Source organism: Pseudonocardia sp. ICBG1142, from assembly GCF_020496255.1.
Taxonomy (GTDB): Bacteria; Actinomycetota; Actinomycetes; order Mycobacteriales; family Pseudonocardiaceae; genus Pseudonocardia.
On the sequence record NZ_JAHLJC010000010.1, the window covers coordinates 1 to 24,107 of the forward strand.

General features: G+C 67.4%; 24 protein-coding genes, 1 tRNA gene and 1 pseudogene. 9 read left to right on the top strand and 17 right to left on the bottom strand.

Features of this window, described 5'->3' with window-relative positions:
* Positions 1–128: 128 nt before the first annotated feature.
* The 5 genes from KPL59_RS11275 to KPL59_RS11295 all read right to left on the bottom strand — a co-directional run bounded on the left by KPL59_RS11275 (position 129) and on the right by KPL59_RS11295 (position 1,801).
* The gene (locus KPL59_RS11275) at positions 129–416 is read right to left on the bottom strand and encodes a hypothetical protein (protein WP_226360754.1); all 288 of its coding nucleotides are present in this window, start codon (positions 414–416) and stop codon (positions 129–131) included.
* A 61-nt stretch (positions 417–477) separates the two neighbouring features.
* Positions 478–1,014, bottom strand: coding sequence for a hypothetical protein (locus KPL59_RS11280; protein WP_226360755.1), 537 nt, complete (start codon positions 1,012–1,014; stop codon positions 478–480).
* A gap of 6 nt (positions 1,015–1,020) precedes the next feature.
* On the bottom strand, positions 1,021–1,167 hold the full coding sequence (locus tag KPL59_RS11285; RefSeq protein ID WP_226350831.1) for a hypothetical protein: 147 nt from the start codon (positions 1,165–1,167) through the stop codon (positions 1,021–1,023).
* A 45-nt stretch (positions 1,168–1,212) separates the two neighbouring features.
* Entirely contained in the window at positions 1,213–1,551 is a 339-nt protein-coding gene (locus KPL59_RS11290) for an Lsr2 family protein (protein ID WP_226360756.1), read from the bottom strand.
* A 176-nt stretch (positions 1,552–1,727) separates the two neighbouring features.
* Positions 1,728–1,801: transfer RNA gene (locus KPL59_RS11295), tRNA-Leu, on the bottom strand.
* Positions 1,802–1,935: 134 nt separating this feature from the next.
* Between KPL59_RS11295 and KPL59_RS11300 the strand changes: the two genes are divergently transcribed.
* The gene (locus KPL59_RS11300) at positions 1,936–2,529 is read left to right on the top strand and encodes a hypothetical protein (RefSeq protein WP_226360757.1); all 594 of its coding nucleotides are present in this window, start codon (positions 1,936–1,938) and stop codon (positions 2,527–2,529) included.
* Between the two features lie 68 nt (positions 2,530–2,597).
* Here KPL59_RS11300 and KPL59_RS11305 read toward each other — a convergent pair whose 3' ends face one another.
* The 6 genes from KPL59_RS11305 to KPL59_RS11345 all read right to left on the bottom strand — a co-directional run bounded on the left by KPL59_RS11305 (position 2,598) and on the right by KPL59_RS11345 (position 9,959).
* On the bottom strand, positions 2,598–3,026 hold the full coding sequence (locus KPL59_RS11305) for a nuclear transport factor 2 family protein (RefSeq protein ID WP_226360758.1): 429 nt from the start codon (positions 3,024–3,026) through the stop codon (positions 2,598–2,600).
* 220 nt (positions 3,027–3,246) lie between these two features.
* Positions 3,247–3,873 carry a hypothetical protein gene (locus KPL59_RS11310; RefSeq protein WP_226360759.1) on the bottom strand — a complete coding sequence of 209 codons (627 nt, stop codon included), beginning with the start codon at positions 3,871–3,873 and terminating at the stop codon, positions 3,247–3,249.
* Positions 3,873–8,078, bottom strand: coding sequence for a MobF family relaxase (mobF, locus tag KPL59_RS11315; RefSeq protein WP_308187867.1), 4,206 nt, complete (start codon positions 8,076–8,078; stop codon positions 3,873–3,875). Before mobF ends, KPL59_RS11310 begins: the two co-directional genes overlap by 1 nt.
* A gap of 319 nt (positions 8,079–8,397) precedes the next feature.
* Complete coding sequence (locus KPL59_RS11330) at positions 8,398–8,838, bottom strand: hypothetical protein (protein WP_226360777.1); 441 nt, start codon at positions 8,836–8,838, stop codon at positions 8,398–8,400.
* A gap of 124 nt (positions 8,839–8,962) precedes the next feature.
* On the bottom strand, positions 8,963–9,727 hold the full coding sequence (locus KPL59_RS11340; protein ID WP_226359944.1) for a transposase: 765 nt from the start codon (positions 9,725–9,727) through the stop codon (positions 8,963–8,965).
* Positions 9,728–9,824: 97 nt separating this feature from the next.
* On the bottom strand, positions 9,825–9,959 hold the full coding sequence (locus KPL59_RS11345) for a DnaB-like helicase C-terminal domain-containing protein (RefSeq protein ID WP_374111618.1): 135 nt from the start codon (positions 9,957–9,959) through the stop codon (positions 9,825–9,827).
* 135 nt (positions 9,960–10,094) lie between these two features.
* Here KPL59_RS11345 and KPL59_RS11350 point away from each other — a divergent pair, with 135 nt between their 5' ends.
* The 4 genes and pseudogenes from KPL59_RS11350 (at position 10,095) to KPL59_RS11365 (ending at position 13,921) form a co-directional block, all read left to right on the top strand.
* Positions 10,095–10,295, top strand: a complete 201-nt coding sequence (locus tag KPL59_RS11350; protein WP_226360761.1) for a hypothetical protein — start codon at positions 10,095–10,097, stop codon at positions 10,293–10,295.
* 115 nt (positions 10,296–10,410) lie between these two features.
* Positions 10,411–10,602, top strand: a pseudogene (locus KPL59_RS37555) (DUF5710 domain-containing protein); the annotation flags it as partial.
* A gap of 36 nt (positions 10,603–10,638) precedes the next feature.
* Complete coding sequence (locus KPL59_RS11360) at positions 10,639–13,023, top strand: UvrD-helicase domain-containing protein (protein WP_226360776.1); 2,385 nt, start codon at positions 10,639–10,641, stop codon at positions 13,021–13,023.
* Positions 13,024–13,177: 154 nt separating this feature from the next.
* Entirely contained in the window at positions 13,178–13,921 is a 744-nt protein-coding gene (locus tag KPL59_RS11365) for a class I SAM-dependent methyltransferase (RefSeq protein WP_226360762.1), read from the top strand.
* Positions 13,922–14,029: 108 nt separating this feature from the next.
* Here KPL59_RS11365 and KPL59_RS11370 read toward each other — a convergent pair whose 3' ends face one another.
* A complete protein-coding gene (locus KPL59_RS11370) occupies positions 14,030–14,794 on the bottom strand; it encodes a transposase (RefSeq protein ID WP_226359944.1) in 765 nt (254 codons plus the stop codon).
* Positions 14,795–15,881: 1,087 nt separating this feature from the next.
* Between KPL59_RS11370 and KPL59_RS11375 the strand changes: the two genes are divergently transcribed.
* Positions 15,882–16,367 carry a hypothetical protein gene (locus tag KPL59_RS11375; RefSeq protein WP_226360763.1) on the top strand — a complete coding sequence of 162 codons (486 nt, stop codon included), beginning with the start codon at positions 15,882–15,884 and terminating at the stop codon, positions 16,365–16,367.
* Between the two features lie 39 nt (positions 16,368–16,406).
* The gene (locus tag KPL59_RS11380; protein ID WP_226360764.1) at positions 16,407–17,219 is read left to right on the top strand and encodes a hypothetical protein; all 813 of its coding nucleotides are present in this window, start codon (positions 16,407–16,409) and stop codon (positions 17,217–17,219) included.
* Between the two features lie 55 nt (positions 17,220–17,274).
* On the opposite strand, the gene KPL59_RS35610 is transcribed toward KPL59_RS11380, so the two are convergent.
* The 4 genes from KPL59_RS35610 to KPL59_RS36840 all read right to left on the bottom strand — a co-directional run bounded on the left by KPL59_RS35610 (position 17,275) and on the right by KPL59_RS36840 (position 20,461).
* The gene (locus KPL59_RS35610) at positions 17,275–17,409 is read right to left on the bottom strand and encodes a hypothetical protein (protein ID WP_255676958.1); all 135 of its coding nucleotides are present in this window, start codon (positions 17,407–17,409) and stop codon (positions 17,275–17,277) included.
* A 304-nt stretch (positions 17,410–17,713) separates the two neighbouring features.
* Positions 17,714–19,264 (bottom strand): hypothetical protein, encoded by a 1,551-nt coding sequence (locus KPL59_RS11385; protein WP_226360765.1) that lies wholly within the window; start codon positions 19,262–19,264, stop codon positions 17,714–17,716.
* Between the two features lie 11 nt (positions 19,265–19,275).
* Entirely contained in the window at positions 19,276–19,440 is a 165-nt protein-coding gene (locus KPL59_RS11390) for a hypothetical protein (protein ID WP_226360766.1), read from the bottom strand.
* A gap of 406 nt (positions 19,441–19,846) precedes the next feature.
* Positions 19,847–20,461: a C40 family peptidase gene (locus KPL59_RS36840; protein ID WP_226360767.1), complete on the bottom strand. Its 615-nt coding sequence runs from the start codon at positions 20,459–20,461 to the stop codon at positions 19,847–19,849.
* A gap of 720 nt (positions 20,462–21,181) precedes the next feature.
* Between KPL59_RS36840 and KPL59_RS11400 the strand changes: the two genes are divergently transcribed.
* A complete protein-coding gene (locus tag KPL59_RS11400) occupies positions 21,182–21,352 on the top strand; it encodes a hypothetical protein (RefSeq protein ID WP_226360768.1) in 171 nt (56 codons plus the stop codon).
* A 562-nt stretch (positions 21,353–21,914) separates the two neighbouring features.
* On the top strand, positions 21,915–22,679 hold the full coding sequence (locus KPL59_RS11405; protein WP_226360769.1) for a transposase: 765 nt from the start codon (positions 21,915–21,917) through the stop codon (positions 22,677–22,679).
* Here KPL59_RS11405 and KPL59_RS11410 read toward each other — a convergent pair.
* The gene (locus KPL59_RS11410; protein ID WP_226360770.1) at positions 22,664–23,950 is read right to left on the bottom strand and encodes a hypothetical protein; all 1,287 of its coding nucleotides are present in this window, start codon (positions 23,948–23,950) and stop codon (positions 22,664–22,666) included. The two genes, KPL59_RS11405 and KPL59_RS11410, sit on opposite strands and share 16 nt — an antisense overlap.
* Positions 23,951–24,107 lie beyond the last annotated feature (157 nt).

The window sequence follows — 24,107 nt, forward strand, 5'->3', positions numbered from 1 at the left end:
CTGCTGTAACGACAAGACCACTTCCCGGGACAACACCCGCCGGCGACCCGCCATCACCACCGCCACATCAGCCAGCAGTTCCCGAGTCTCACCCTCCGGCGCCGTGTCGCCAGCCACGGATTCCCCCGTCACGCCAAGACTCCGAGCAGAAGAATCAGCCCGACCGCAACCGCGGGAACGGGAGCAGAAGCGATGGACGCAGAAGCGGAGACAGCAGGAACGGTAGGGATGGTAGGGATGGAGGCTTCGACCCGGCCCGCGTCCATGAAGGGCCGTAACGCGGCCAGGAGGCGTTCGTACTCGCTGTCGACCAGGTCGATCTCGATCCGCATCTGATCGATCTGCAACTCGTGGTGAACGACGTCGTCGGACTCGACCCCGGTGATGTCGCAGAACCGGACCGTGCGAACACCCACTACCGACCACCCACCACACGCAGATACCCGACCGGGCCGGGCTGCCCGGCCGCGCGGGTCCTCACTCCTCGTCCACGTCGCCGGCTTCGGCGGCGGCGCGTTGCAGTGCCGCGAGCGTCGCCCCCGACAATGCCTTCGACGCGATCGCGTCGCCGACCTGCCGGGGTGTCATGAACCCCGCCCCGGACGGGGCCAGGTACTGCTCCCCGTCAGCGCCGACCCGGTACTCCAAACTCGAGGCGACCCGGCGGAACCGGGTCCGGCCCCCGACCTGGGCGCCCTCCCACTTCTCCACCTTCACCGCCAACCGGCAACACCCACACCGCAACCTGCGCAACAGCAACCCGGTCTCATCCACACCGGTGAAGTGGATACCCGCCTGCCGGATCGTGGGGAACAGATGCCGGCCCCGTTCCCGACAGGCCAGGACCTCATCCGACACCCCATCGACATAGGCGTCGACATCATCATCGGATGCCCGCGGCCGCACCCCAGCCGACCGGGCGGCCTGCTCACCCTGAATCGACCGCACCACCGACGCAGAGGCCGGGGCAGAGGCCGGGGCGAACTCTGGGAACGCCGCCATCTGCTCAGTCACTCCGCCTCACCCGCCCACGACGAACACGTCGTACTCGTCATCACCGAAACCGACCCGACGATCATCACCATCAACCACATCCTCGACATCATCACAAATGTCGTGAACGTCCAGGACGGCATCGCCGTCGTCGGTACCTGCCAGCACAGCCATCGAGCGCTCCCTCACCACACCCGTACGAATCTCAGCGGCCAGGACTCAGTGGCTCTGCTCGTAGGCGTGCGTCACCTCCACCGGGATCCGCCCCCGATCCGAGATCGAGTACCCGTTCTCCCGGGCCCACCCCCGAATAGCCTGGTTCCGGGCCCGGACCTCATCCGACGACGCCGCCGCCGACCGCCGCGCCGCCCGCACCCCACCGACGGTGTCCCGCCGCGCCGCCGCCACGAAATCCGCCACCGCAGCCCGGAACAACTCCACGTTCTCCGAGTTCAGATCGATCACATACGACTTCCCGTCCACCCCGAACCGCACCGTCTCATCCGCCGGACCCCCCTCCAGATCATCCAGCAGCTCCACCCGAGTCACCTGAGCCATAACCCTGACCTCACATCCCAAACCGCACCGTGACGGTCACCCCGGAATCGGAGCAACCCGAACACGAGTGAACACTACAGAAAGAACCCGACCCCCCGCGACGCCCGGAACCGGCGTCCTCTCGCAGCCAGCCGGATAACCACAGCGGTTCAGCACAGATTCTGCACCACGCACGGTGCCCCCGGTCGGAGTCGAACCGACACCGGTGACCCTTTTAAGAGGCCTGCCTCTGCCATTGGGCTACGGGGGCCAACGCTCACCATCAAGGTAGCCTGACAATTGGCGCCAACGTTCCCTGACGAAGCTGCTGTCACGCCTCCTTGACGGCACTACACTCAGTGCGTCAGTCAAGCTTGACAGGAAACTCTAGTCGAGGAGACCTCGATGGCACGCAACACTGAGGTTCACGGGCCGTGGCGGATCGAGGGCGGGCACCCCGGCGGACCGGAGCACGTGGGGTCGGTGATGTCGATCGACGCCGACGGCGTGGTCGACCCGACTGGGGAGACCGTTCCGGCGGTGGCCCGGCGGGCGGTGTGCTCGTGCGGCTGGTCGGGGCCCCCGCACGACGCGCCTCGGGCCGAGGGGGCGCTCATCGTGCGCCGCTACCGCAAACAGTCCCGCGAGGAGCTGGCGTCGCAGTGGCGCACACACGTGGCCGAGTGGGTCCCTGCGCCCCTGGACAGCCCCGACGGGGGTGAAGAAGGCACCGGCCAGGGCCGCCCGCCGCGGCAGAAGCGCCCCTCGGGCGCGGCCGGTGAGCAGATGGCGCCGCCACCGGTGCCTGATCCGTTGGCGGAGCTCGGTGCTGTGGTGCTGCGCGCGCACGCTGCCGCGCACGAGGCCCGGGCGGCGAACACGGCTCTGGCCGCCGCCGTCCGGGCCGCCCGTCAGAGCGGGGCGTCGTGGGCGACGATCGGTGCCGTGACCGGCGTGAGTCGTCAGGCCGCGCACGAACGCTGGCGATCAGTGACATGACCTCCGCGCGCCCCACCGAGTGACCCGGGGGGGGCGAGCCCGGTTGGTCTCACCGGTCGCGGGCACACCTATGGGTGCCCCGGGGCCTGCGAGGGCGTGGCGGCGGGGACCATCGGGTTGCCGTTGGCGCTGGCGGCGGGGATGGCCTGGATGACGTCCCAGTGCTCGACGATCTTCCCGTCCTCGACGCGGAAGAAGTCCGCGACCGCAGACCGTTTCCCGTCCTTCTCCGTCGACTCGGCGTGGACCACCACGATGTCCCCCTCGGCGACCACACGGCCGATCCGGAAGCTCACTCCGCTGTCTTTGACATACGGGCCCATCGCAGCCACGAACGCCGCCCGCCCGTTGGGGACCTGCGGATTATGCTGGATGTAGTGCTCCGCCACATAGGTCTGCGACGCACCCGCAACATCACGGTGGACGAACGCCTGGGTGTAGAAGTCAGTCACCAACTTCGCCTTGTCCAGCGGCGGCACCGGAGTCGTCGTCGGCATCGGCGTCGCCGAGACGGCCGCAGAATGCTCTGCGTGGGGCTGCCCAGCGGAGCTACACCCTGACATAGCCAGCAGCACCACTGCGGATGCGGCCACCACCACCGACCATCCCCGCCGCTTCCCCAGACCCTGTGTCCCTGGCTGCCGTGTCAACGTTGATCTCATCACCCGGCATCCCTATCCCATCCCGCCCCAGCCAGCCCCGACCCGCCGACCACGATCACCCGGCCGAACCGGCAGCTGTCCCCGGAACGGGCGACGATGACGACTCTGCCTGGACCGCCACCGGGGCGGCCCGGCGTCGTTCCAGATCAGCGGCACGGGCCCAGTCGAACCACGGCCGCCACTCCTCGACCCGCAACCGACGTCCCGGGTCACCGCCCGGTGTGCGGTGCTCAGGCCGGTCGCAGACACCGCCGCGGGCGGTGTCGGGGGCGTCGAACGCGGTGAAGGCGTGTCCCACCCACCGGGTATGCCACTCCGCAGCAAGGAAACCCGAACCGTGCGGACCGTAGGCCTGCCGATACGCCGCATGCAGCCACGACAGGGTCTCGCGACCCCAAGTGTGGACGGGCCAGCAGAGCGGGATCTGGCGCACCGACGGCTCCAGGATCGGTGTCAGCACCGTCGCGACCCATGCCCCGAGCTCGTCCCACGCCGCCGCCGCGGCATCGATATCGAGCGCCGGCCACGCCGTCGGCCGTAGCTCGTCCGGAGTCCCCGCAGCCGCCCCGCCGACGCCGTCGCTATCGCTGGTGACGATGGTTTCGAGGCGGGCGAGCCGAGCGTCCAGCGCTGTGACCAGCGCAGCCAGCTGTTCCGGCGGCGGCAACGACGGGTCGAGCATCAGTGGTATCCCAGGCCGTGACTACGACGCTGCTCGGCGCGCTGTCCCAGGTGGTGCGCGTCGTGCTGGTCGAGATGATAGCGGCGGGACGCTTCCTCAGCCCGGGCACGTTCCCGCGCCCCGACCGCGTCCACCCTCTGCTGGGCCGTCTGCCCGGCCGAGGCACTGCTCCCAGTGTGGAGGCGGTCGGTGCCGGTCCGCATCGCGTACTCACGCTGCGGGCGGGGCCGCTCCTCGACCGGGACCACCGGCGCTCTGTCCTGGGAGCGGCCGCGGCGGTGCAGCTCGTCCGCAGCGAGGCGAGCGTCCTCGGCGAGATCACGAACCCCGCCATACCAGCTGGTACGGCGCTCATGCGCTGCCGACCACGTCTCGACCTGCCCGGCGGCGATGTCGACCAGCACGTGCGCGGTCGCCGCGCTGACCCCGGCCAGCGCCCGAGTGGTCTGGTCACCTCGCGGGTTGTCCCGCGCCGCGTCGGCGAGGTGTGCGGTCACCCGGGCGTCATGCAGCCGTTCGTGCGCCTTCCAGAGCTGATCAGCCGCATAAACCGGTGCCCCGGCGTGGACCCGCTCCCAGACCCGCACTTTCTCCACCAGCACCGCATCCGACAGACGCCGATGCTCGACCAGAGCAGCATCGGCGCCGAGGGCTTCGACCGCGCGGGTCCACCACGCGCGGGCGTAGACGTCATCGGCGGCCGGGGCCGGACCGAGACTCAACGCGGTGGCGTCGATCCCTGCGTACTCCCGGTACCCGGCCGCGACACCAGCGCGGCGCACCCACTCCGCACGCTCACCAGCGTCGTCGGGGACCTGTCCGAGGTGCTCCACCGCCCACTCGGCCTGCCGCTCAGCGGCCTGCTCTCCGAGCTGGTGGATGCGGTCGACGATCAACGGGGCCAACACGTTCCGCTGCCGATCATGAACACCGTCACCCGCAACAGTCCACGTCTCGAACCGCCCGGCCGCACCCACCGGGTCCTCCGGCACCCGCGTACTGACCGCTCCGGCGATGCGCCAGCGCAGCACATCCGACACGTTCTCGGCGCTGTCGAGCTCCCGAGAGGCCGCGACCTGGCCCAGCAACCGGGCCGGATCGTGACCGCTCAGCTCCGCGTCGGCGAGGACGGTCAGCAGCGACCCGCGACCGCCCTCGGCCGCGACCCGCGACGCGTTGACCGGCCCCAACGCCCTGACCAGGAGTTCATCGGCCCGTTCGCGGTGCTGGATGCGGGCCAGGTCGAACCAGTCCCCGGCCAAGGTCACCAACGCCCGGGCCTGCTCACGGCCTTCGGCTTGGGCGGCGAGCGCGGAGACCTGCGCTCCGCTGTACTCGACCACCGCCGAGAACCTGGACCGGGCGGTCTCGGCCAGGGCCTGCGGAGAGTGCTCGTCCGCCGACCGGGCCGCGACCAGCCACACATGATTCTCGACCCGGCCCCGGGTGATCGCCGGATACACCGACTCCCGACCCATGCCCTCACCGATGACCGAATGACTCGTGTCCACGGTCGACGACTGCGCAGCATGCACCGTCCCCGCATAGGCCAATCGTAGATGCCGGGCGGCGTACTCGGCCGGGAAGTACGCGACCACTCCGTGCTGATCTTCCCCCAACAGAAAGTGATCATTGTTTTCATCACCGACAGCGCCGATGATCGTGTAGATCTCCCGGTTGGTGACCGCACCGGTCTTCCTCCCACGGGACCCAGCCGGGAGATCCACCCGCAACGACCGGTCGTTGAGCCGGGCCTGCACCCGATCCCCCACCGACACCGGCTGACCTGCAGGTTCGACACCGTGCACCCGCCCGACCGGCTCTGCCTGGACCCGGCCGAGGCCGATCAACTCCTCCCGTAAGCGTTCCGAGAGCTGCGCGGCCTGCTCATTCCCACTGACGATCAGCAGCGACTGCTGCCCGGCGACGGTGTCAGCCAGCCACGCCCGCGACGCACCCGCCTCCATCTCCTCCACCGACCCAGCGTGCAACCGGCCCCGAGCCAGATACTCCGCCACCGCAGCCGTATCCCCGGCACGGACCTGCAACGACGCCGCCTTCTCCCACTCCTGCTCGAACCGATGCACAACCTGTAACTCGGTCACCGACGACGCCGTGTCCACAAGGTGGGAGAACAGGCCACCCGCGCCGATCGCCCCGAGCTGCTCCGGGTCCCCGGTCAGTACGACCTTCGCCCCCGCCCCGGCGGCGAGCTCGGTGATCAGGTGCAGATCGTGGGTGGAGGTCATCCCGGCCTCATCGACGATCACCAGATCACTCGCCGAGAGCCGGTCCCTCACCTGCCCGTCCACGCCCGAGGTGAACCGGCCCGCGAACACCGCCGTGTTGACCGCCTCGATATGAGTATCGGCGAGGTTGTTCGCCGCGATCTGCGACGTCGTCAACCCGATCACCCGCCCCCCGACCTCCCGGGTCCAGACCTCGGCCAGCGCGGACATCGTCCGGGACTTCCCCGCCCCCGCGGGGCCGACGACAACGTCGCCCGCGACCCGGGAGGTCAGCACCGTCAGAGCGGCGTGGACCTGATCCGGGGACAGGCCGTGCCCGGCGAGTTCCGCCCGCACCTCTGCGGTCCGCTCCGCCGCCAGGCCGACATCCAGCGCCGAGGACACCCGCGCGACCACCGCCTCCTCACGACTCAGGTGTGCTGCGGAGGTGTAACGCTCACGGTGCGCACCGCGCAGCACATACCCGCCGTCCCCGACCACGGCCGACCCGTCAGCGTTCACCCGCGCGCCCCGCTCACGGCGCAACGCATCCGGGATCGGCGCAGGCTCGGTCATCGACACCTGCACCACATCCGCACGCCGCACCGCCTCCCGCGCCAGCGCCTCCAGCGCCGCACCACGCTCAGCCGCGCTCGCATCCTCTAGCCCGAGATCAGCCCACCGGTCCCTGACCCCGGCCTTGACTGCCCACACCAACGTCCCGAACGTCCACACCGCATACCGCGCCGACACCCGATCCACCGCACCCGCCAACAACACATCCCGGGTCAACCGCTCACCAGGCTCGGTCACACCGACGGCGGCGTCGGCGATCCCCGACAACGCCCCGGCCAACTCCGACACCCGCGACCGCGCCCACCGTTCCAACGCGACCGGCCCCGCATCCGCCGACTTCGGAGCCCGCGTGTCCAGCACCGCCGCCTGCGCGATCCTCCGCAACGCCGCCGACCCCGGCACCGACCCCGCCTGGGACCGGTACTGCCCCGTCAACGCCGCAATCCGGTCCACGACCTGCCCGCGCCGCGTCGAGGCCGCCGCCAACAACGACTCGTCGATCCCCGCGATCTCCCGCACCAGACCATCCGGCCGATCCCGCCACCCGACACCAGTCGCCTCGGTGACCAGCTGCTCCAGGGTCTGCTGATACACCGCGTCCACGGCCTGCTTAATACCCGCAAACGACGCCCCATCCAGAGCGCCGACCTTCCCCGAGCTGGTCGCGGTGCGGTTCAACAGAGCTGCGTGCGTGTGCAACTGCGGCTCATCCTCACGATTCGTCGAATGCCCCCACACCGACCACACCGTCCCCGTCCCCTGCTCGAACGTCCCCATACCCGCAGCCGACCGCGGACCCGAATGACGCCCCGTCCGCGTCACCGCCACCCGCGCATCCGCAAACGACACCGCCGCCTCAACAGCCTTCGCATGCGCGCCACGGACCCGCTCCGCGTCCTCCACCGCACCCGCCGCAAGCAACGCCGCGTAATACACACTCACCGACTTCGGCGCACTGAACGTCCAGTCGTAATACGCCACGCTACGACGACCATCCGACTCCGCCGACCGCCGAATCTCCTCCACCCGCTCCGCCGACAGAACACCCTTCTCCCGCGCAAGCGCACGCTCAACACGCTCGGCCGCAGACAGATAATTCCGAGGACGCGACCCGATGAACACCGGCGCCTTCACCGACGACTCCGGCCGACGCAACTGCCCAAACACCGCCCGAACATCATCCGCCGCAGCAACCTCACCCGAGACGAACGACAACCCCAGACCGGCCATCCCCGTGCCAAACCAGTACCCCGACGGCTCCCCCGCAGCCACCGCCTTCTCGTAGTAACCGGGCGCGTCCACACCCTCCCCAGCCGACCGAACAGACTGATGCGCAGCGCAACCCGACCCGCGCACGAGGTACTCCACCGCACCCGCACCGACCGCCGTCACCCGCAACACGAGTCGCAGCCTACCCGACCCGGGCCAAAGATCATCAGATGATGCATGGGTGTGGTGGGATTCGGTCCGGCGGACGACTGGGCGCGCAACGACCAGGAGACCGAACGGGCCGAACAATCCCAGCACGGCGGCAAGACCGAGCCGCAGGCGAGGACGAGCCGAACAGCCACACCGACCGGCACCGCACAGCAGCCGCACCGACGAGTCGGGGGCAAGCCGACCCGGACCACAGCCGCCCCCAGGCGGCGAGGACCGGAAGCGGCGCGGCAGCACCGAGCTGACCCCCGCCCCTCCCCTTACTCCGGGAAAACAGCCGCCCTCACCAGTGCCGCATCAAAACCCCGACCGAGAACGGCAATTCCAGACCATGCTCGGCCAGCAACCGCTCCACACCGACTTGCGTAAGCGGTTCTCCGTCCTTCACCGTGCAGGACGCCATCCTCTCGACATCAGCCATGAACTCCGGATGCGCAGCACACCAAGCCTTAACTACCCGCTTCACAACATCCCGTCGATTATCTCTCTTCGGCGGCACAGACTTGCAGCCGTGCGCACGATACGCATCGTGCACGGACTTATAGCCATACCCCTGCGCGTCATCGATAACATCCCCGGTGGCGACATCGACAACGACATACCGTAGATCACGACCCCGCGACAACGCAGTACTGATGACCACCCTGACGGTGCGGCTGACACCATTCTCAACAGCGCTCACGACGCCAGGCCCGCGAATCTGCAGTAATGCAGCTGACTGCACACCGTCACCGTCGCCGTGGGACTCCCGCGATGCTTCACCAGGATCAAATCTGCTTCACCTGCACGAGTATCCTCCGAGTCATAGGCGTCCGGTTGATGCAACAAGGAGGCTTATTCAGGCTCCGTCAGGTAAGTGTGTAGAAGATGAGTCCGATGACTGCCGAGATTGTCGTTTTAAATGTGGCGTAGGGCCGCCGGTAGTCTGTGTGGAGAACTTTCCACGTTTTGATATGGGCGATGACTCGTTCGATGGTGGCGCGTGTGTGGTTGAGGCTCTTGTTGAATGTTTTTTGCCAGTCGAGAAGTTCCCGGCCGGGTGGTTTTTTGAACGGGGTGAGCATGCCGCGCCCGATGTATCCTTTATCGCCGATCGGGGGGTATGTGGCGAGGTGGTCGAGGGCGCCGGATTGGTCGAGGCAATATAGGTCGTGTCGGGAGCCTGGGGTCGGGTCGGAGATCCACGACAGCTGCCCTTCCAGGGTGGCTGCGACCTGGACGACGACGCCGGTGGTGCGATGCTTGCCCGACCACAGACCCGGCACCGCGGCCCATGACCAGCAGGGCAGCAAGGTTCCATCGATGATGTACTGCCGATCGGCACGAAGCTCCTCTGCCGTCGGAACGACACTCCGCAGCGCCTGTGCCAGCAACGGTGTCACCCCCGTGATCGCTCGACTAACCGTCGACTGCGACACCCCATAGGTTTCCGCCAACTCCCACTGCACACGATTCCCGCGCAGATACGCCAACGTGATCACCACCGACCAGAACAACCCCAGAACCGGCGGCCAAGACAAACGTGCCTCCGTCGCGTCCCGCTGATCCTGCTCATACACTATAGCGACAAGATCCTGAATTTCATCACGCCGGAAACCAGTGGTATAGTACATACTGCGGCAGCCCGTTCATCTCGGATTGATTCGGCAAACCAATATTCGCGATGGACGGGCTGTCACCCAACCCGACACGCCGGGCTAGATCGTTATTTCACGGGGCCTGAATAAGCCTCAAGATCACTATATCGGCGTCCTGCTCGATCGCGATCGCGGTGGACTCCCGCAAATCCGACAGCAATGACCGCTTGTTCACACACTGCTTCGGGTCACGGTTCAGCTGCGACAACGATCACCGGCACCTCCAGCTCCTTCGTCAGAACCTTCAACCGCCGCGAGAACTGATAGCTCCGCTGGCTCCGATCACGATCGGACCACCGATCGGACGCTCGGCTCGGCCGATCCGGGTGGGGATGTCCTCGTTGTGCGGGTCGAGGTCATCGCCGCCGATGTCAACCCGGGCCGGCAGGCCGGGATCGCGGCGTTGTGGTCCGGGGTCCGCGCCGCGGTCGCAGCGCTGCCCGACCAGTTCGGCCTCGAACAGGCGACCCAGCTACTCGCCACGGTCGGTGGGGATGCGATGAGCGTGTCCTGGGGCGAACCGCACCGAGATCCGGATCCGTGACGGCCTGTTCCCCTGAGCGGCGCCGGAGCAGAATCCGGGAGTGCCCGATTTATGCGATCCTGGTGACGGATCGTCGACACGTTCAACAGTGCCCGGGATCGGCGGAGAGGTGGTCGTGACCCGACAGGATGAGCCGCGCCGCGACAGCCGGCAACACGGCGAGCAACCGCGCAGCGAGCGACGGCGCAGCGCGGGGCGGTGCTGGTTGGATGTGCCGTTCGTTGAGAAGGACGAGGCGAAAGCGGCCGGGGCGCGCTGGGATGCCCGGGCGCGGCGGTGGTTCGACCCGGCCCCACCGACAGCGGCGTTGGCCCGGTGGGCGGCTCGCCCGGATGTTCCTGAGGTGTTGCCGGGTGAGGACCGCACGGTCGGGGACGGCCTGTTCGTGGATCTGGTCCCGGCGTCGTGCTGGTTCACCAATGTCCGTTCGTGTGTCGCGCCGGGTGACTGGGAACGGCTGCGTCGTCCGGTGCTGGGGCGGACCGGGTACCGCTGCGAGGCCTGCGGGCGCGGCGAGGACCGCCACCCTGACATCGGCCGTTGGCTCGAGGTCCACGAACGCTGGACCTACGACGAAGCGTCCGGAGTGCAGACGTTGCGGCGGCTGGTGTGTCTGTGTTCGGACTGTCACCTGGTGACCCACTTCGGCTACGCGACCGTTCAGGGCCGCGACGACGAAGCCCTGGCTCATCTGTGCACGGTGAACACCTGGACCCGTGAGCAGGCCCTCGCCCACATCGCCGACGCTGCCCGGGTCTGGGAGCAGCGCTCGACCCGGACCTGGAAGCTGGACCTGGGGATCCTCACCGACGCCGGGATCACCGTCGGGCGGCCCCCGTCACCGCAGCAGCGGGCACAGATCGCCGACAAGACCCTCGGGCGCGACACCACCGCACCGACCACGGCCAGCTCGCCATCGGTGCCCCAGCAACGCGACGCGGCACCGCGACCGGCCCGGGCGGCGGGGAAGAAGAGGTTGACCGTCGAGCAGCAGGCCGCGGTCGAGGCGTTCACCGCCGGCTACGACCTGACCATTCAGGCCGGTGCCGGTGCGGGGAAGACCTCCACCTTGCGTGCGCTCGCCGCGACCACCACCGGGCGGGGCCTGTATCTGGCGTTCAACAAGTCCATCGCCACCGAGGCCGGGCGGTCGTTCCCGCCGTCGGTGCAGGCGGTGACCTCCCATTCTCTCGCCTACGCCGCGATCGGCCATCGTTATCAGGCTCGCCTGGCCGCGCCCCGGATCCCCAGCATCGAACTTGCTCCCCGTCTCGGGATCGACGCCCCGCTGCTGTTCGGTGAGCGGCGGGTGACACCGGCCGGGCAGTGCGCCGCCGCGCAGAAGACCGTCCTGAACTTCTGCCACTCCGCCGATGACACCATCACCCGCCGCCACGTCCCCCACCTGCCCGGGATGCCCGACCGCCGATCCCACCGGATCTTCGCCGGGATCGTCGTGGACTACGCCCGCCGGATCTGGAACGACCTCCAACACCCCGGCGACCCCGGCAGCGCTGGCGGGTTCCCGTTCGGTCACGACCACTACTTCAAGATGTGGGCGTTGACCGAACCGAGTCTGGACTGCGAGTTCCTGCTCCTCGACGAGGCTCAGGACACCAACCCCGCCCTGGAGAAGATCTTCTGCGACCAGCGCGATCATGCGCAGCTGGTGATGGTCGGTGACTCCGCCCAGGCCATCTACGGCTGGCGCGGCGCCCGGGACGTCATGACCGACTTCGACGGTGTCGGGTTGACCCTGTCGCGGTCGTTCCGCTTCGGATCTGCGATCGCCGAGGAAGCCAACCACTGGCTCCCCTACACCGGACAGACCCTGCGCCTGACCGGGAACCCCGACCTCGCCAGCACCACCGGCCCCCTCGACGAGCACGGCGGGGGTGGGGGTGTGCCGGATGCGGTGCTGTGTCGCACCAACGGCGGCGCCATGGGCGAGATCATGGCACTGCTCGCCGCAGGCCGACGGGTCGCGCTCTGCGGCGGCGGTGGCCCGCTGCGCTCTCTCGCTCTGGCCGCACGCGACCTGCAGGCCGGACGGCCGACCCAGCACCACGAGCTGCAGCTGTTCACCAGCTGGGACCGTGTCCGTGACTACGCCGACCACGACCCCGCCGGGCAGGATTTGAAACCCCTGGTCGACATCATCGACCGGTGCGATGTCCCCGCCGTCCTCGCCACCCTCGACGAACTCTCCGCTGAGAACGACGCCGAGGTCGTGGTCTCCACCGCGCACAAAGCCAAGGGCCGTGAATGGCCGGTCGTGCGGATCGCCGACGACTTCCCCACACCCCCGACCCGACCCGACCCGACCGCTACCGGGGAGAAGATCGTGGAGATCGACCCCGACTACGCCCGCCTCGCCTACGTCGCCGTCACCCGCGCTCAGCACCACCTCGACCCCGGCAGCCTCGACTGGATCCACCACCCACCCGGCCACCCCCGCACCCGCACCGAACCCGTCGACAGGGACACCAGCGACAGGGGCGTCAGCGGCGCCGTGCACCGGCACCAGACCCACGGCCGGAACCACCGAGACCACCGAGATCGTGACCCCGTCCAGGAGCTGCAGCACGATCGTGACCCGCAACGTATCGGGGAGATCCTCGCCAGCCATCGCGCCTGCACCGCCACCCGCCACAGCACCGACCCCGACGTGCCCGCCGCGGCGCGGCGCTGGGCCCGCGTCGTGACCGGCCTCGCCTCCCGCTGGTGACCGGGCTTTCTGTTGACACCGGCATCGACTTAGGAGTATCACTCCACAGTGTGAGCAGACTCACCGGATGGGGTCATGCAGGCCAGACGGTGGGGAAACTACAGCGCCTCGGGTCGAGGCATCCAGGAAGACCGTTCACCGTGAAGGGTCGTTCATGGCATCAGACAGCCAGTACGATGTGATCGGCGCGGCGTATGACGCTGTGAAAGATCTCCCCGCCGCGCGTTACGCGGAGATTCCGACCGTACGGTCGCTTCTCGGGGACCTCACAGGGCTCGCAGTGCTGGATGTTGGGTGCGGCACCGGGCACTACTCGCGGATATGCCGGGAACTCGGCGCCGCGACAGTGGTCGGTGCCGACAGCTCCGCCAAGATGATCGCCGAAGCGCGCCGGCGGGAGAGCACATCCACGGCGCCGATCTCCTATCACGTCCATGACGCAGCCGCGCTGCCGCTGCTCGGCACCTACGATGTCGTCCTCGCGGTATATCTTTTCAACTACGCCCCAGACCGGGCGACAGTGCGTTCCATGCTCAGGTCTATCCACGCGAACTGTCGCGATGGCACCCGGATCGTTGCACTCCTCACCGACGCCAACGCACCACTGACCCGGCCGGAACTCCGCACATACAAAATCGAGTACACGATCGTGAAGGAATCGTCCGACGTCGTGGAACTAGACTTCACCGCTCACTGCGATCCTCTGGTGACGCTCCGGTTGCATGCACCCCGCCGAGACGTGCTCAACGACTGTCTCCATTCAGAAGGATTCCGAGAGGTGCACTGGAGGACTACACCCGTGTCCCCCACCGGACTGGAACAATTCGGGGGCGATTACTGGGTCTCCTACCAGGAAATAATGCCGTGGATAACATTCACTGCGATCGCCTCGACCTGAGCGCATCTACCTGTACGACAGCCGACAGCCGGGACGGCGATACTACGCCGGGGAACATCCAGGAGCCGCGGGACGGTTACGGAACCATTGAGGCTTATTCAGGCTCCGTCAGGTAAGTGTGTAGAAGATGAGTCCGATGACTGCCGAGATTGTCGTTTTAAATGTGGCGTAGGGCCGCCGGTAGTCTGTGTGGAGAACTTTCCACGTTTTGATATGGGCGATGACTCGTTCGATGGTGGCGCGTGTGTGGTTGAGGCTCTTGTTGAATGTTTTTTGCCAGTCGAGAAGTTCCCGGCCGGGTGGTTTTTTGAACGGGGTGAGCATGCCGCGCCCGATGTATCCTTTATCGCCGATCGGGGGGTATGTGGCGAGGTGGTCGAGGGCGCCGGATTGGTCGAGGCAATATAGGTCGTGTCGGGAGCCTGGGGTCGGGTCGGAGATCCACGACAGCTGCCCTTCCAGGGTGGCTGCGACCTGGACGACGACGCCGGTGGTGCGATGCTTGCCCGACCACAGACCCGGCACCGCGGCCCATGACCAGCAGGGCAGCAAGGTTCCATCGATGATGTACTGCCGATCGGCACGAAGCTCCTCTGCCGTCGGAACGACACTCCGCAGCGCCTGTGCCAGCAACGGTGTCACCCCCGTGATCGCTCGACTAACCGTCGACTGCGACACCCCATAGGTTTCCGCCAACTCCCACTGCACACGATTCCCGCGCAGATACGCCAACGTGATCACCACCGACCAGAACAACCCCAGAACCGGCGGCCAAGACAAACGTGCCTCCGTCGCGTCCCGCTGATCCTGCTCATACACTATAGCGACAAGATCCTGAATTTCATCACGCCGGAAACCAGTGGTATAGTACATACTGCGGCAGCCCGTTCATCTCGGATTGATTCGGCAAACCAATATTCGCGATGGACGGGCTGTCACCCAACCCGACACGCCGGGCTAGATCGTTATTTCACGGGGCCTGAATAAGCCTCATGAAGTCGTTGAGGATCTTGTTGGTGGGTCGCGGGCCGAGCTTTGCTGTCCGACGGGGCGCGGCGGGTGCGAGCGCCCCGGTCGGGGCGGCCGGGAGACGGGCGGCGGGTGCCCGACGCCCGCGTGATCATGTACCGCTGGACCTGACCAGGCGCAGTGCGATCAGCTACAGCCTGTCGGCTGACAGCTCGGGGAGTACAGGCGTCACGGCAAGGAATCCTTACGGTGGGTGATTGTCCACTTGTCCAGCTGGACAACGGGCCGGGCGTGCTAGTGTGCGTCCTACGCGTGCGCGTGCGCGTGCACGCGCACGCGTAGGACGCCGAAGTCCAGTCGCTTGTCCAGTCTTTGTCCAGTAGTTTGTCTACTCACTGGACAAACACAGAGCGTGACGTAGCGAGCTCCGAGCTCCACCGAGCTCCCCGAGCTCCGAGCTCCACCGAGCTCCCCGAGCTCCGAGCTGTCCGGGGCCGCACGTTTAGTTGCGCGTCATACTCTTATTTCCCGCTGCGCAAGATCGGAGCTCGAACGTTGCGGCCGTCTGCGGGCGGCGGCTGTCGCTTCATTCGCATGCATTGAGACTTATTCAGGGTGATCATGAAGTGCGGTGTTTCTCCAGGTCGGGACCGCAGCGAGGTAGCCCGCCAGGCGGCCCTGAATAAGCCTCATTGGTTTGCACGGCAGTAGCTCGATTCGGCGCTATCTGTCTCGTCGCACAGACCGTGATCGATGATCTTTTTTTGAGAGGGGGAATCAGCCGGGGGAGGTGTGGCCGCGTGGTGGCTCGACGTCGGGTGGATGACGGCGTTTTAGAGAGGTCGGCGCGAGTCAGGAGAAAGGCGCGGGTATCGTGGGTTGAAGCAGCACGCCGTGTCGAGGATGAGGGCCTGTGATGACTGTTCGAGATTTCCCTGCCAGTGCTACGGATCGGTGGGCCCAGCACGCCCAGGATCGTCGCGAGTCCCGCGTGCTGGACGCGCAGCTGGCGGCGGAGGCGGCGGATGCTGCGGTGCAGCGGCAGATCACCGCTGATGACGCTCGGACCGAGCGTCGGCACAATGCACGGGCCGCGTCAATTCAGCTGAAAACCGATCAGCGTCGGGCCCGTGTGGAATCCCGTCGCGCGGCACGCGCTCGCGTGTCGGGATGGGTGGACGCGCATGTGATCGAGTTGCTGATTTACCCGATTGCGGTGTTGTCGTTCGCATTGGCTGCTCCGGCGATGGCCGCGTACGGCACCACGATTTTCGGTGCTGGCGGTTTTCTGTTGGCGGGGATCACGGAGCTGGGGATGTGGGCGTTCGCGATGGCGGTGGTCACCGCCCGGCGCCGTTACCCGGACCGTCCGGTGCTGGGTTTGCAGGCCGGGAGGCTTATTCAGGGCCGCCTGGCGGGCTACCTCGCTGCGGTCCCGACCTGGAGAAACACCGCACTTCATGATCACCCTGAATAAGCCTCCGGGGTCGTCGTGTTCTCGGCGGGTGCGGCGGGGATGAACTTGCTGCACGGGGTGACCAAGGCCGGGGGCGGCTGGGAGACCGGTGCGGTGATGGCGGTCGTGTCGGTCGCGGGGATCGTCGCCCACCAGCTCACGCTGGCGGGGGCGCCGCGGTCGCGGGCGGAGCGCCGGGCGGCGCGGCTTGCAGCCCGGGTCGCAGCGAAGCTGGATCGGGCCCAGCATGCCGCGGTCCGGGACGCGGTCACCGTGATCGACACCGACGGCGCTGCTCGGCTGGTCTACCGCGACGGCACCTACCAGCTCCAGTACCGCCACCTCACCGTCACCTCGACCTCCTCCGCGGAAGCCACCAGCGAGGCCACCGGGCAGCGTGAGCAGCCCGCGGTACCCGCACCCCCCATCACCGCCGCAGAAGCAGACGGCGCGGGCGTCGATGTGGTCGCGCCAGCCGGGTCGGCCGGCACGGACACCACTCCGAGTGGTCATGAGACCGAGACCGACGCTGCCAGTGCAGCGACGCTGGTGTTCCCGGTGATCGAGGCTGCTGACAAGCCCGACGGCGAGGAGCCGCCGGGAACGGTGGAGCCCGAGTCGAGGTCGACGAAGCTGGGCCAGGCCGAGGCGCTGCTGGCCCAGGCGTGGGAACGCGGTGAGGATCTGTCGCTGTCCGAGGTGGACCGGCTGATCGGCGGGAACCGGACCGCGACCAAGGCCAAGCGCAACCTGCTCACCCGCGGTGTCCTTCCTCCGTCCGAGCGTGTCACCGCGCCCGGGGAACGACCGGTGCGTTTTCGTTCCGGTCTGGCGAGTGTGCGTCCGCTGCCGGGCAGCGGCACGCCCGCATAACCAGCACCAGCGGCGCCCGGACCGGTCCCGACGTAGCGGAGACCTCAGGTCCAGGTCAGTTCCAGGTCACGGTGATGGTGAGCATGGCGGCGACGATGACCAGGCCGAGGACCACCAGGGTGAGCCACGGCCCGGGGTCCGGCCGGGCCGTGGATGACGTGGCGGCCGACGTACCGGTTTTCGTGGGCATCTGAGCTGCGGCCCGAGGACGGGCAGGCTGGTCGTGGGTGAGGGCGTCGTGCAGGGCGGGTCGTTGCGTGGTGTGTTCATGTGTGCACTGTGCGCGACAGGTGACGTTGGTGTGTGAGCAGGTCCCGGGGGCTGCGGCGTCGCCCGCCGCCGACCGTGGGCAAGTCGACCCGGACCGCAGCCCGCCCCCGGGGCGGGTGAGGACCGGAAGCGGCGCGGCAGCACCGTTTTCGGTACGGCGCCGTCTTCGGTGCACCGGGCACCGCCCGCTGGCCGGCGTCGAGTTCAGGACTGGTTTGTGCTGGTCATCTCCATGCTTTCGGGGTGGGCGGCAGCGCCCGGCCTGGGTGGTGGTGGTGAGTCTCGGTGCGGCGGGTGGCCTGGGCGGTGAGGTGGGCGCGGATCTGGGCGCGGGCTGCCTCTCCCGGGACAGTGCCCTCGGCCTGGGCGGTCTGGGCGGCGAGGGCGAGCAGGTGCTGGCGGTGTCGGGCGATCCGCTCGGTGGCGGGTCCGGTGTGCTCGCAGCGCAGCGGGTGGTCATAGACCTGACCGGTGTCGGGATCGAGGACGTGGCCGTAGTCGTCGCAGTCGGGGCAGGCGTCACGTTCGCCGCGGGCTCGTTGCGCGGCCTCAGAGCGCTTCTGAGCGGCTTCGGTGACCTGAAGGTCCCGGAGGGCCTCGTGGTGTTTGCGGACGGCTCCGCAGCAGCCACAGGGCCGATCCTGAGGGTCCGGGGCGGCGAGGTGGCGTGCGCATTTCCAGGTGTCGGGCCGGGCCGGGTCGGGAGCGGTAGCGATCGCGGGCAGCGCGGCGACCGCCGGGGCCGCGACCGGGGCCGGGGCCGGGAGCGGAGCGGCGGTCGGGTGCGCGGCTAGGGCGGTGGCCAGCTGCGCGGCGACCTGGGCCAGCGCCGTAGTCACTGCGCCCAGCTCACTCACCAGCGATGCCTCGTCGCCGCCGGCCGCCGGGGCCGCGATCGAGGGCTGCGCCGGGGGCGCGGCCGGAGCGGGTGCGGGGTGTGGCTCTGGTCGAGGGCTCTGGGGGTGGGGGGCGTGGACGGGCTCAGCGACCTCGGTGGCCGGACGGTTCGTGCGCGCTCGCGCCCTCCCCCCCTTCGGGTCGTTCAACTTCAGGTCGTTCTGTGCCGGTTTTTCGGCAGATGGGTATGCCGCAAAATCGGCATATCCCCCCAATGCTAACGACTCTGGGGGTCCCCCATTTGGGGGATCTGCCGTTTTTGCGGCATACCCCCTGCGACCTGCTGGTTCTTGACCGGATCGGGTCGTGCCGTGGCTTACGGCGTCGGTGGTGCGGCGCTGCGGCCGGGCCGCGGCGCGGTTCGTGGCGGGGCAGGCGCGGCCGGGCTTGGGTGCCGGTGGCGGGGGGCCGGCGGGGCGTGCGGCGAGGGCCTTCGCGGTGGCTTCGGCGTCTTCGGCGGCGACGAGCGCGGCGAGTTCCTGGGTGCTGCCCAGGCCGGTGTAGCCGGGCGGTGGGGCCTCGTGGACGGTGTAGATGTTGCGGCGCCCGGTCGCGGTCGCGACGGTCTCGACATCGACCGCGCCGATCTTGACGAGCTCGCCGATCGCCGCACCCACCGTGTGGGCCTTGGACACCCCGAGCCCGCGGGCGAGCAACCGCTGCCCCGGCCAGGCCCGCTCATCCCCGCGCTGAGTGTTCACAAACGACCGCAGCAGCACATAGGCATGAATCGCCCGCGGTGACACCCCGGACAGCGCCACCCAGTCCCCGACCGTCGTGTACGGGAACCGACGCCCCTCCCGCAACACATCACCCTCACCGGGCCGTTCCGCGCCGGCGTAGCCGCCGCTGTAGCCGGTCCCGGACGGACGGATCATCGCCGCCGCGCTCATCGGGCACCACCGGTCAGGACGAAGACGGCCAGGCCAGCCGACACAAACGGGGCAACCACCACCGGCAGCGTGTACAGCTGGTCGAGGTCGAGGTCGAGGTCGAGGTCGAGGTCGAGGTCGAGGTCGAGGTCGAGGGGGTGCTCGACGCTTCGGTGGGACATGACTACAGTGCTCCCTTGCGCGGAAACGTGCTCGGAGGCTGCGGCGCCCACAACTTTGCGAGTCTGGGGCGCCGCAGTCCTTTCTTCTGTGCAGACCGTAGCCGAGCCGGTGCCCATCGACACCGCCCGCACCACCTATCCCAGGATCGTGCCGCTCCACCGGGCCTACGCCGCCCGCACCGGCGCCGCGACCGCCTCGCCGCCGGTGCTCTCGTCCGCGGCGCTGTCACACGAATCGATGGCATCCGTGGCCTGCCGTCCTGCGGCGGTGGGTCTTCGTCCTGGTCGTGGTTACGGTGCTCGGGTGGGGCCGCCGTGACGGCCGTGGCCGTCGTGCTCATCAGCGTGGTCGCGGCGGCGGCCTCACCTGTGGTGAGGCCCAGCGTGGCCGCGAGTGCGATCGCGCTCATGGCGTCGCTCCTGCCGCAGTAGCCGCAGGCGCCGGTGGGCCCGCAGGAGCGGGCGTCGGTGTGTGGACGCGGCGGATGTGGGTGACCTGCTCGGCCCACTCGGCGAGTGGCTGCAGGACGACGCCTCGGGTGGTGTCGTAGGCGTTGACGACCAGGCCGTGGCCGACATACATGCCGTTGTGCCGAGGATTGCCCGTGCTGCCGAGTGAGCCGGGGATGAACACGAGGTCTCCGGGTGCGATGTCGGCGATGCGCACCGAAGTCCCGGCGTGTTTCTGGCTGACCGTGCCCGCAGGGAGGGCGACTCCGGCGGCGGCCCAGCTCGCGAGCATGAGTCCGGAGCAGTCGAACCCGTCCGGGCCTGTCCCTCCCCACACGTACGGTTTCCCGAGTTGGGCCAGAGCGTAGCCGACCGCCGCCCGCGCGACCGGATCGGCGGGTGGGGTGAACCCGTCCGGGAGCGTCGTCGCATCGACGACACCAGCGCCGCCCGGTGGGAGTCCGGCGCCGCCGGAGTCCGGGCACACGTAGACCGTGGAAGCGAGCTGCGCGGTCGTGGCGCGGGAACTGTCGGTGCCGCCTGGTAGCGGTACCGGGTTGTCCGCACCCACCCAGAGTTGGTCGACCAGGGCTGCGGCCGGGGTCTCTTGGGGGGGCGTAGCGGTCGGGGAACGCCGAGCGCTGCACCGCCTGCGCCGCTGTCCCGGGCGGCATGGTCGCCCATCCGGACAGCGCGATGAGGCGGTCGAGGAAGGCATCGGTGGCCGCGACCGGGTTCAGCACCCGCGCGGGCGGCGACGTTCATCGCTTTGTCCCCGAGCGGGTCGAGGCGGGACAGGTCCATGGACTGGATGGGGGAGTCCCAGTCGAGGTCGAAGTTCGTCTCGGCGTCGAATAGCCCGGCCAGCGGCCCGGTGACCAGGTTCGACAGGGCATCGGTCAGCGCCCGGGTCGCGGTGGTGAACTCGGTGCGGTCAGCGAACCGGGTCCCGGTCCACAGCTCGGTGTCGGGGTCGGCGAGCAGGCCGGTGACCTGCGGGATCGTGACCGGGCGGAGCTGGTCGGTGGTGTCATCGGCGCCGAGCAGGCGGCGCAGGACCGCGTGCAGGACGTACTCGTCGGTCACCGACGGGACGTGGCCCTGGGCCGCGGCCAGCGACAGCAGCAGCCGGTTCCAGCGGCCGAGGATCACGTCGAGTTCGCGGCGTTGCCGCTCGGTGCTCCAGGCCGGCCAGTACGTACGTAGCGGTCCGAGGTCCAGGGCGTTGAGGCGGCGCGGTGACCCGGGGCCGAGCGCGATCGGTTCGATCCCGAGTGCGCGCAGCACCGGCGTGTACTCGCCCTTCCGGTCACCGGAAATCAACGTTTTGAAGCCGAACGGCATCATCCGCAGGCAGAACGCACACACCGTCGACGACTTCCCCCGCCCGGGCTTGCCGAAGATCATCATGTTCGGGTTGGTGACGATCTTTCTCAGGACCCACTCGGGCGGGTGGGTGTAGAAGGAGCCGCCGGTGGCGACGTCGTAGCGTCTACGGATCTCTGACACTTATGGACACCCGAGTGGATGTCTGTCGGTGTGAGTGATCGGTAGTCACACGGGTGTTTCGGCAGGTCAGGGTGACTTGCTTCTTCTGGTCCGTGCCCCGCGGCGACGCTTCAGCGCGGGTGATCGTCGGCGTTGTGGCTGGTGTAGTGCGGCGAACTCTGCGGTGTCGCCGTCGCTTGGGAGTGGGAGTTGTTTTATCCCGGCACCGGATGACTGGCCTGTGTTGTTGCCGGGTTACCCGTTGACGCTGAGATCCTCGGCGCCGCGTAACCCGCTCGGCAGCTAATGCGCGTTTCGCAGTGTTCACCGCGCCGACGTCATCTCGATTGACCGTAAACATGCACGTGGCGCATGCTGCGCTGTGGTATCCCCCTGGTCGACTAACGAGGTTATCACGAGGCTTATTCAGGCCCCGTGAAATAACGATCTAGCCCGGCGTGTCGGGTTGGGCGACAGCCCGTCCATCGCGAATATTGGTTTGCCGAATCAATCCGAGATGAACGGGCTGCCGCAGTATGTACTATACCACTGGTTTCCGGCGTGATGAAATTCAGGATCTTGTCGCTATAGTGTATGAGCAGGATCAGCGGGACGCGACGGAGGCATGTTTGTCTTGGCCGCCGGTTCTGGGGTTGTTCTGGTCGGTGGTGATCACGTTGGCGTATCTGCGCGGGAATCGTGTGCAGTGGGAGTTGGCGGAAACCTATGGGGTGTCGCAGTCGACGGTTAGTCGAGCGATCACGGGGGTGACACCGTTGCTGGCACAGGCGCTGCGGAGTGTCGTTCCGACGGCAGAGGAGCTTTGTGCCGATCGGCAGTACATCATCGATGGAACCTTGCTGCCCTGCTGGTCATGGGCCGCGGTGCCGGGTCTGTGGTCGGGCAAGCATCGCACCACCGGCGTCGTCGTCCAGGTCGCAGCCACCCTGGAAGGGCAGCTGTCGTGGATCTCCGACCCGACCCCAGGCTCCCGACACGACCTATATTGCCTCGACCAATCCGGCGCCCTCGACCACCTCGCCACATACCCCCCGATCGGCGATAAAGGATACATCGGGCGCGGCATGCTCACCCCGTTCAAAAAACCACCCGGCCGGGAACTTCTCGACTGGCAAAAAACATTCAACAAGAGCCTCAACCACACACGCGCCACCATCGAACGAGTCATCGCCCATATCAAAACGTGGAAAGTTCTCCACACAGACTACCGGCGGCCCTACGCCACATTTAAAACGACAATCTCGGCAGTCATCGGACTCATCTTCTACACACTTACCTGACGGAGCCTGAATAAGCCTCCACATGTTGGGCAATTTGCCGATGTTCCTCGGGGTGGGACATCCACGACAGTGAGACCATCGCGGGTCGCGATGTGTTCGATCGCGTTTGCGGCGACGCGACGCGCTGATTGAGCTACTGTGTTGTTGACATCTTTACCCAACCCTCGGGCCTCTAGAGTGGCAAGATCTTCCAGTGCAATGATCGATGCACCGGAGGCTCGGGCGATTACCGTGACATACTGCGCGGCCAGATAAGCTAAATCTCGATTGATGCGTGCCCGTTTCTGCCCACAGGAGAGCATTTCTGCCTGCAGCGCAGACATCTTCCCCTCAAGGCGCTGTCGCGTGGGTATCGAGGCTTGAGGAATAAGCTGTTCAAGACGAGCGATTTTACGGCGGAGGAACTGTCCTTGTCGCTGAAGTCGAGCTAACTTGACGGAGAGTCCATGGTCATCGAAACGGCGCCCGCGAAAATCGCTGTACATGGCGTTGCTCTGAGTGTCACGAACTACAGTCGCCGCAACGACCATATCCTTAGGTGACCAATCAACCCCGACTGCAGACGCTGCGTCCGCAACGGTCGGTGGCCGAGGCACTGTTTCAGCGAAAGCGAAACGGAATAGTGCCCCGCGCCGATCAAGGGTCACCTCGGGGAGATGCCATCCGGTGATTGACCGATGATGTAAATGTTGAGGAATCGGGATATCGAGTTGAACCCAACGCCAATCGGTCCGAGAATCTGGATGTTGACGTACAGGAAGTTTGATCCGCAGTGTCAGCTCGGTGGCCGTACTGGTAACAAGCGTCGCCAGCTGGGCGTCAACGGCTCCGAGACGGACCCGGCGAGCGACAGATGGAACGGGTTGGAGCGTCGTGATCCGCAAGCCTGCCGGATCGACCCCGGGATGCAAGCGCACCCACCGAGCGATCTGCCTATGCACATTCCTCGCGAACGCACCCCCGAGGCCCGCAGTGCCGTCTGACGCACCACCAGACACCTCTGCTGCAATGGCGGCATCCCGAGAAGCCAAGGTTCGCAACGTTGATATCACCTGTGCCGTCACGATCCGCATCACACGAGATGGAACGTACATATCCTGCGGAAACTGAGGTCGCCATCCGCAACGCTGCCCCACTACCGCTGCAGCCGCAGGCAATCGACGGCCGCCCTCATCCACACCGGAATGTATACGGTCAAAAGTTTCCGGAACCCACAACTCGGAGAGCAGATCGCGTTCGGCGCCCTCCACAATGTCGAGCAGCCAACGCACCCGCTCCGTCAAGTCATCTCGCGACACGACAGCACCAGACACTTCACACACTGCTCGTGAAGCTCGAGATGTCGTTGAAGACGTCAATACATTGGATTTCTGCCAACCCGTCACGTCGGAGGTCCCTGCTCCTGCAGGCGTGCCTGCGCGGCATCAA

Excerpts from the sequence above, each read along its gene's own strand:
- KPL59_RS11370 (WP_226359944.1), bottom strand. The coding sequence starts at position 14,794 with ATGTACTATACCACTGGTTTCCGGCGTGATGAAATTCAGGATCTTGTC.
- KPL59_RS11285 (WP_226350831.1), bottom strand. The coding sequence starts at position 1,167 with ATGGCTGTGCTGGCAGGTACCGACGACGGCGATGCCGTCCTGGACGTT.
- KPL59_RS11405 (WP_226360769.1), top strand. The coding sequence starts at position 21,915 with ATGTACTATACCACTGGTTTCCGGCGTGATGAAATTCAGGATCTTGTC.
- KPL59_RS11380 (WP_226360764.1), top strand. The coding sequence starts at position 16,407 with ATGAACTTGCTGCACGGGGTGACCAAGGCCGGGGGCGGCTGGGAGACC.
- KPL59_RS11290 (WP_226360756.1), bottom strand. The coding sequence starts at position 1,551 with ATGGCTCAGGTGACTCGGGTGGAGCTGCTGGATGATCTGGAGGGGGGT.
- KPL59_RS35610 (WP_255676958.1), bottom strand. The coding sequence starts at position 17,409 with ATGCCCACGAAAACCGGTACGTCGGCCGCCACGTCATCCACGGCCCGG.
- KPL59_RS11310 (WP_226360759.1), bottom strand. The coding sequence starts at position 3,873 with ATGCTCGACCCGTCGTTGCCGCCGCCGGAACAGCTGGCTGCGCTGGTC.
- KPL59_RS11365 (WP_226360762.1), top strand. The coding sequence starts at position 13,178 with ATGGCATCAGACAGCCAGTACGATGTGATCGGCGCGGCGTATGACGCT.
- KPL59_RS11385 (WP_226360765.1), bottom strand. The coding sequence starts at position 19,264 with ATGATCCGTCCGTCCGGGACCGGCTACAGCGGCGGCTACGCCGGCGCG.
- KPL59_RS11305 (WP_226360758.1), bottom strand. The coding sequence starts at position 3,026 with ATGCCGACGACGACTCCGGTGCCGCCGCTGGACAAGGCGAAGTTGGTG.
- KPL59_RS11300 (WP_226360757.1), top strand. The coding sequence starts at position 1,936 with ATGGCACGCAACACTGAGGTTCACGGGCCGTGGCGGATCGAGGGCGGG.
- KPL59_RS11340 (WP_226359944.1), bottom strand. The coding sequence starts at position 9,727 with ATGTACTATACCACTGGTTTCCGGCGTGATGAAATTCAGGATCTTGTC.
- KPL59_RS11390 (WP_226360766.1), bottom strand. The coding sequence starts at position 19,440 with ATGTCCCACCGAAGCGTCGAGCACCCCCTCGACCTCGACCTCGACCTC.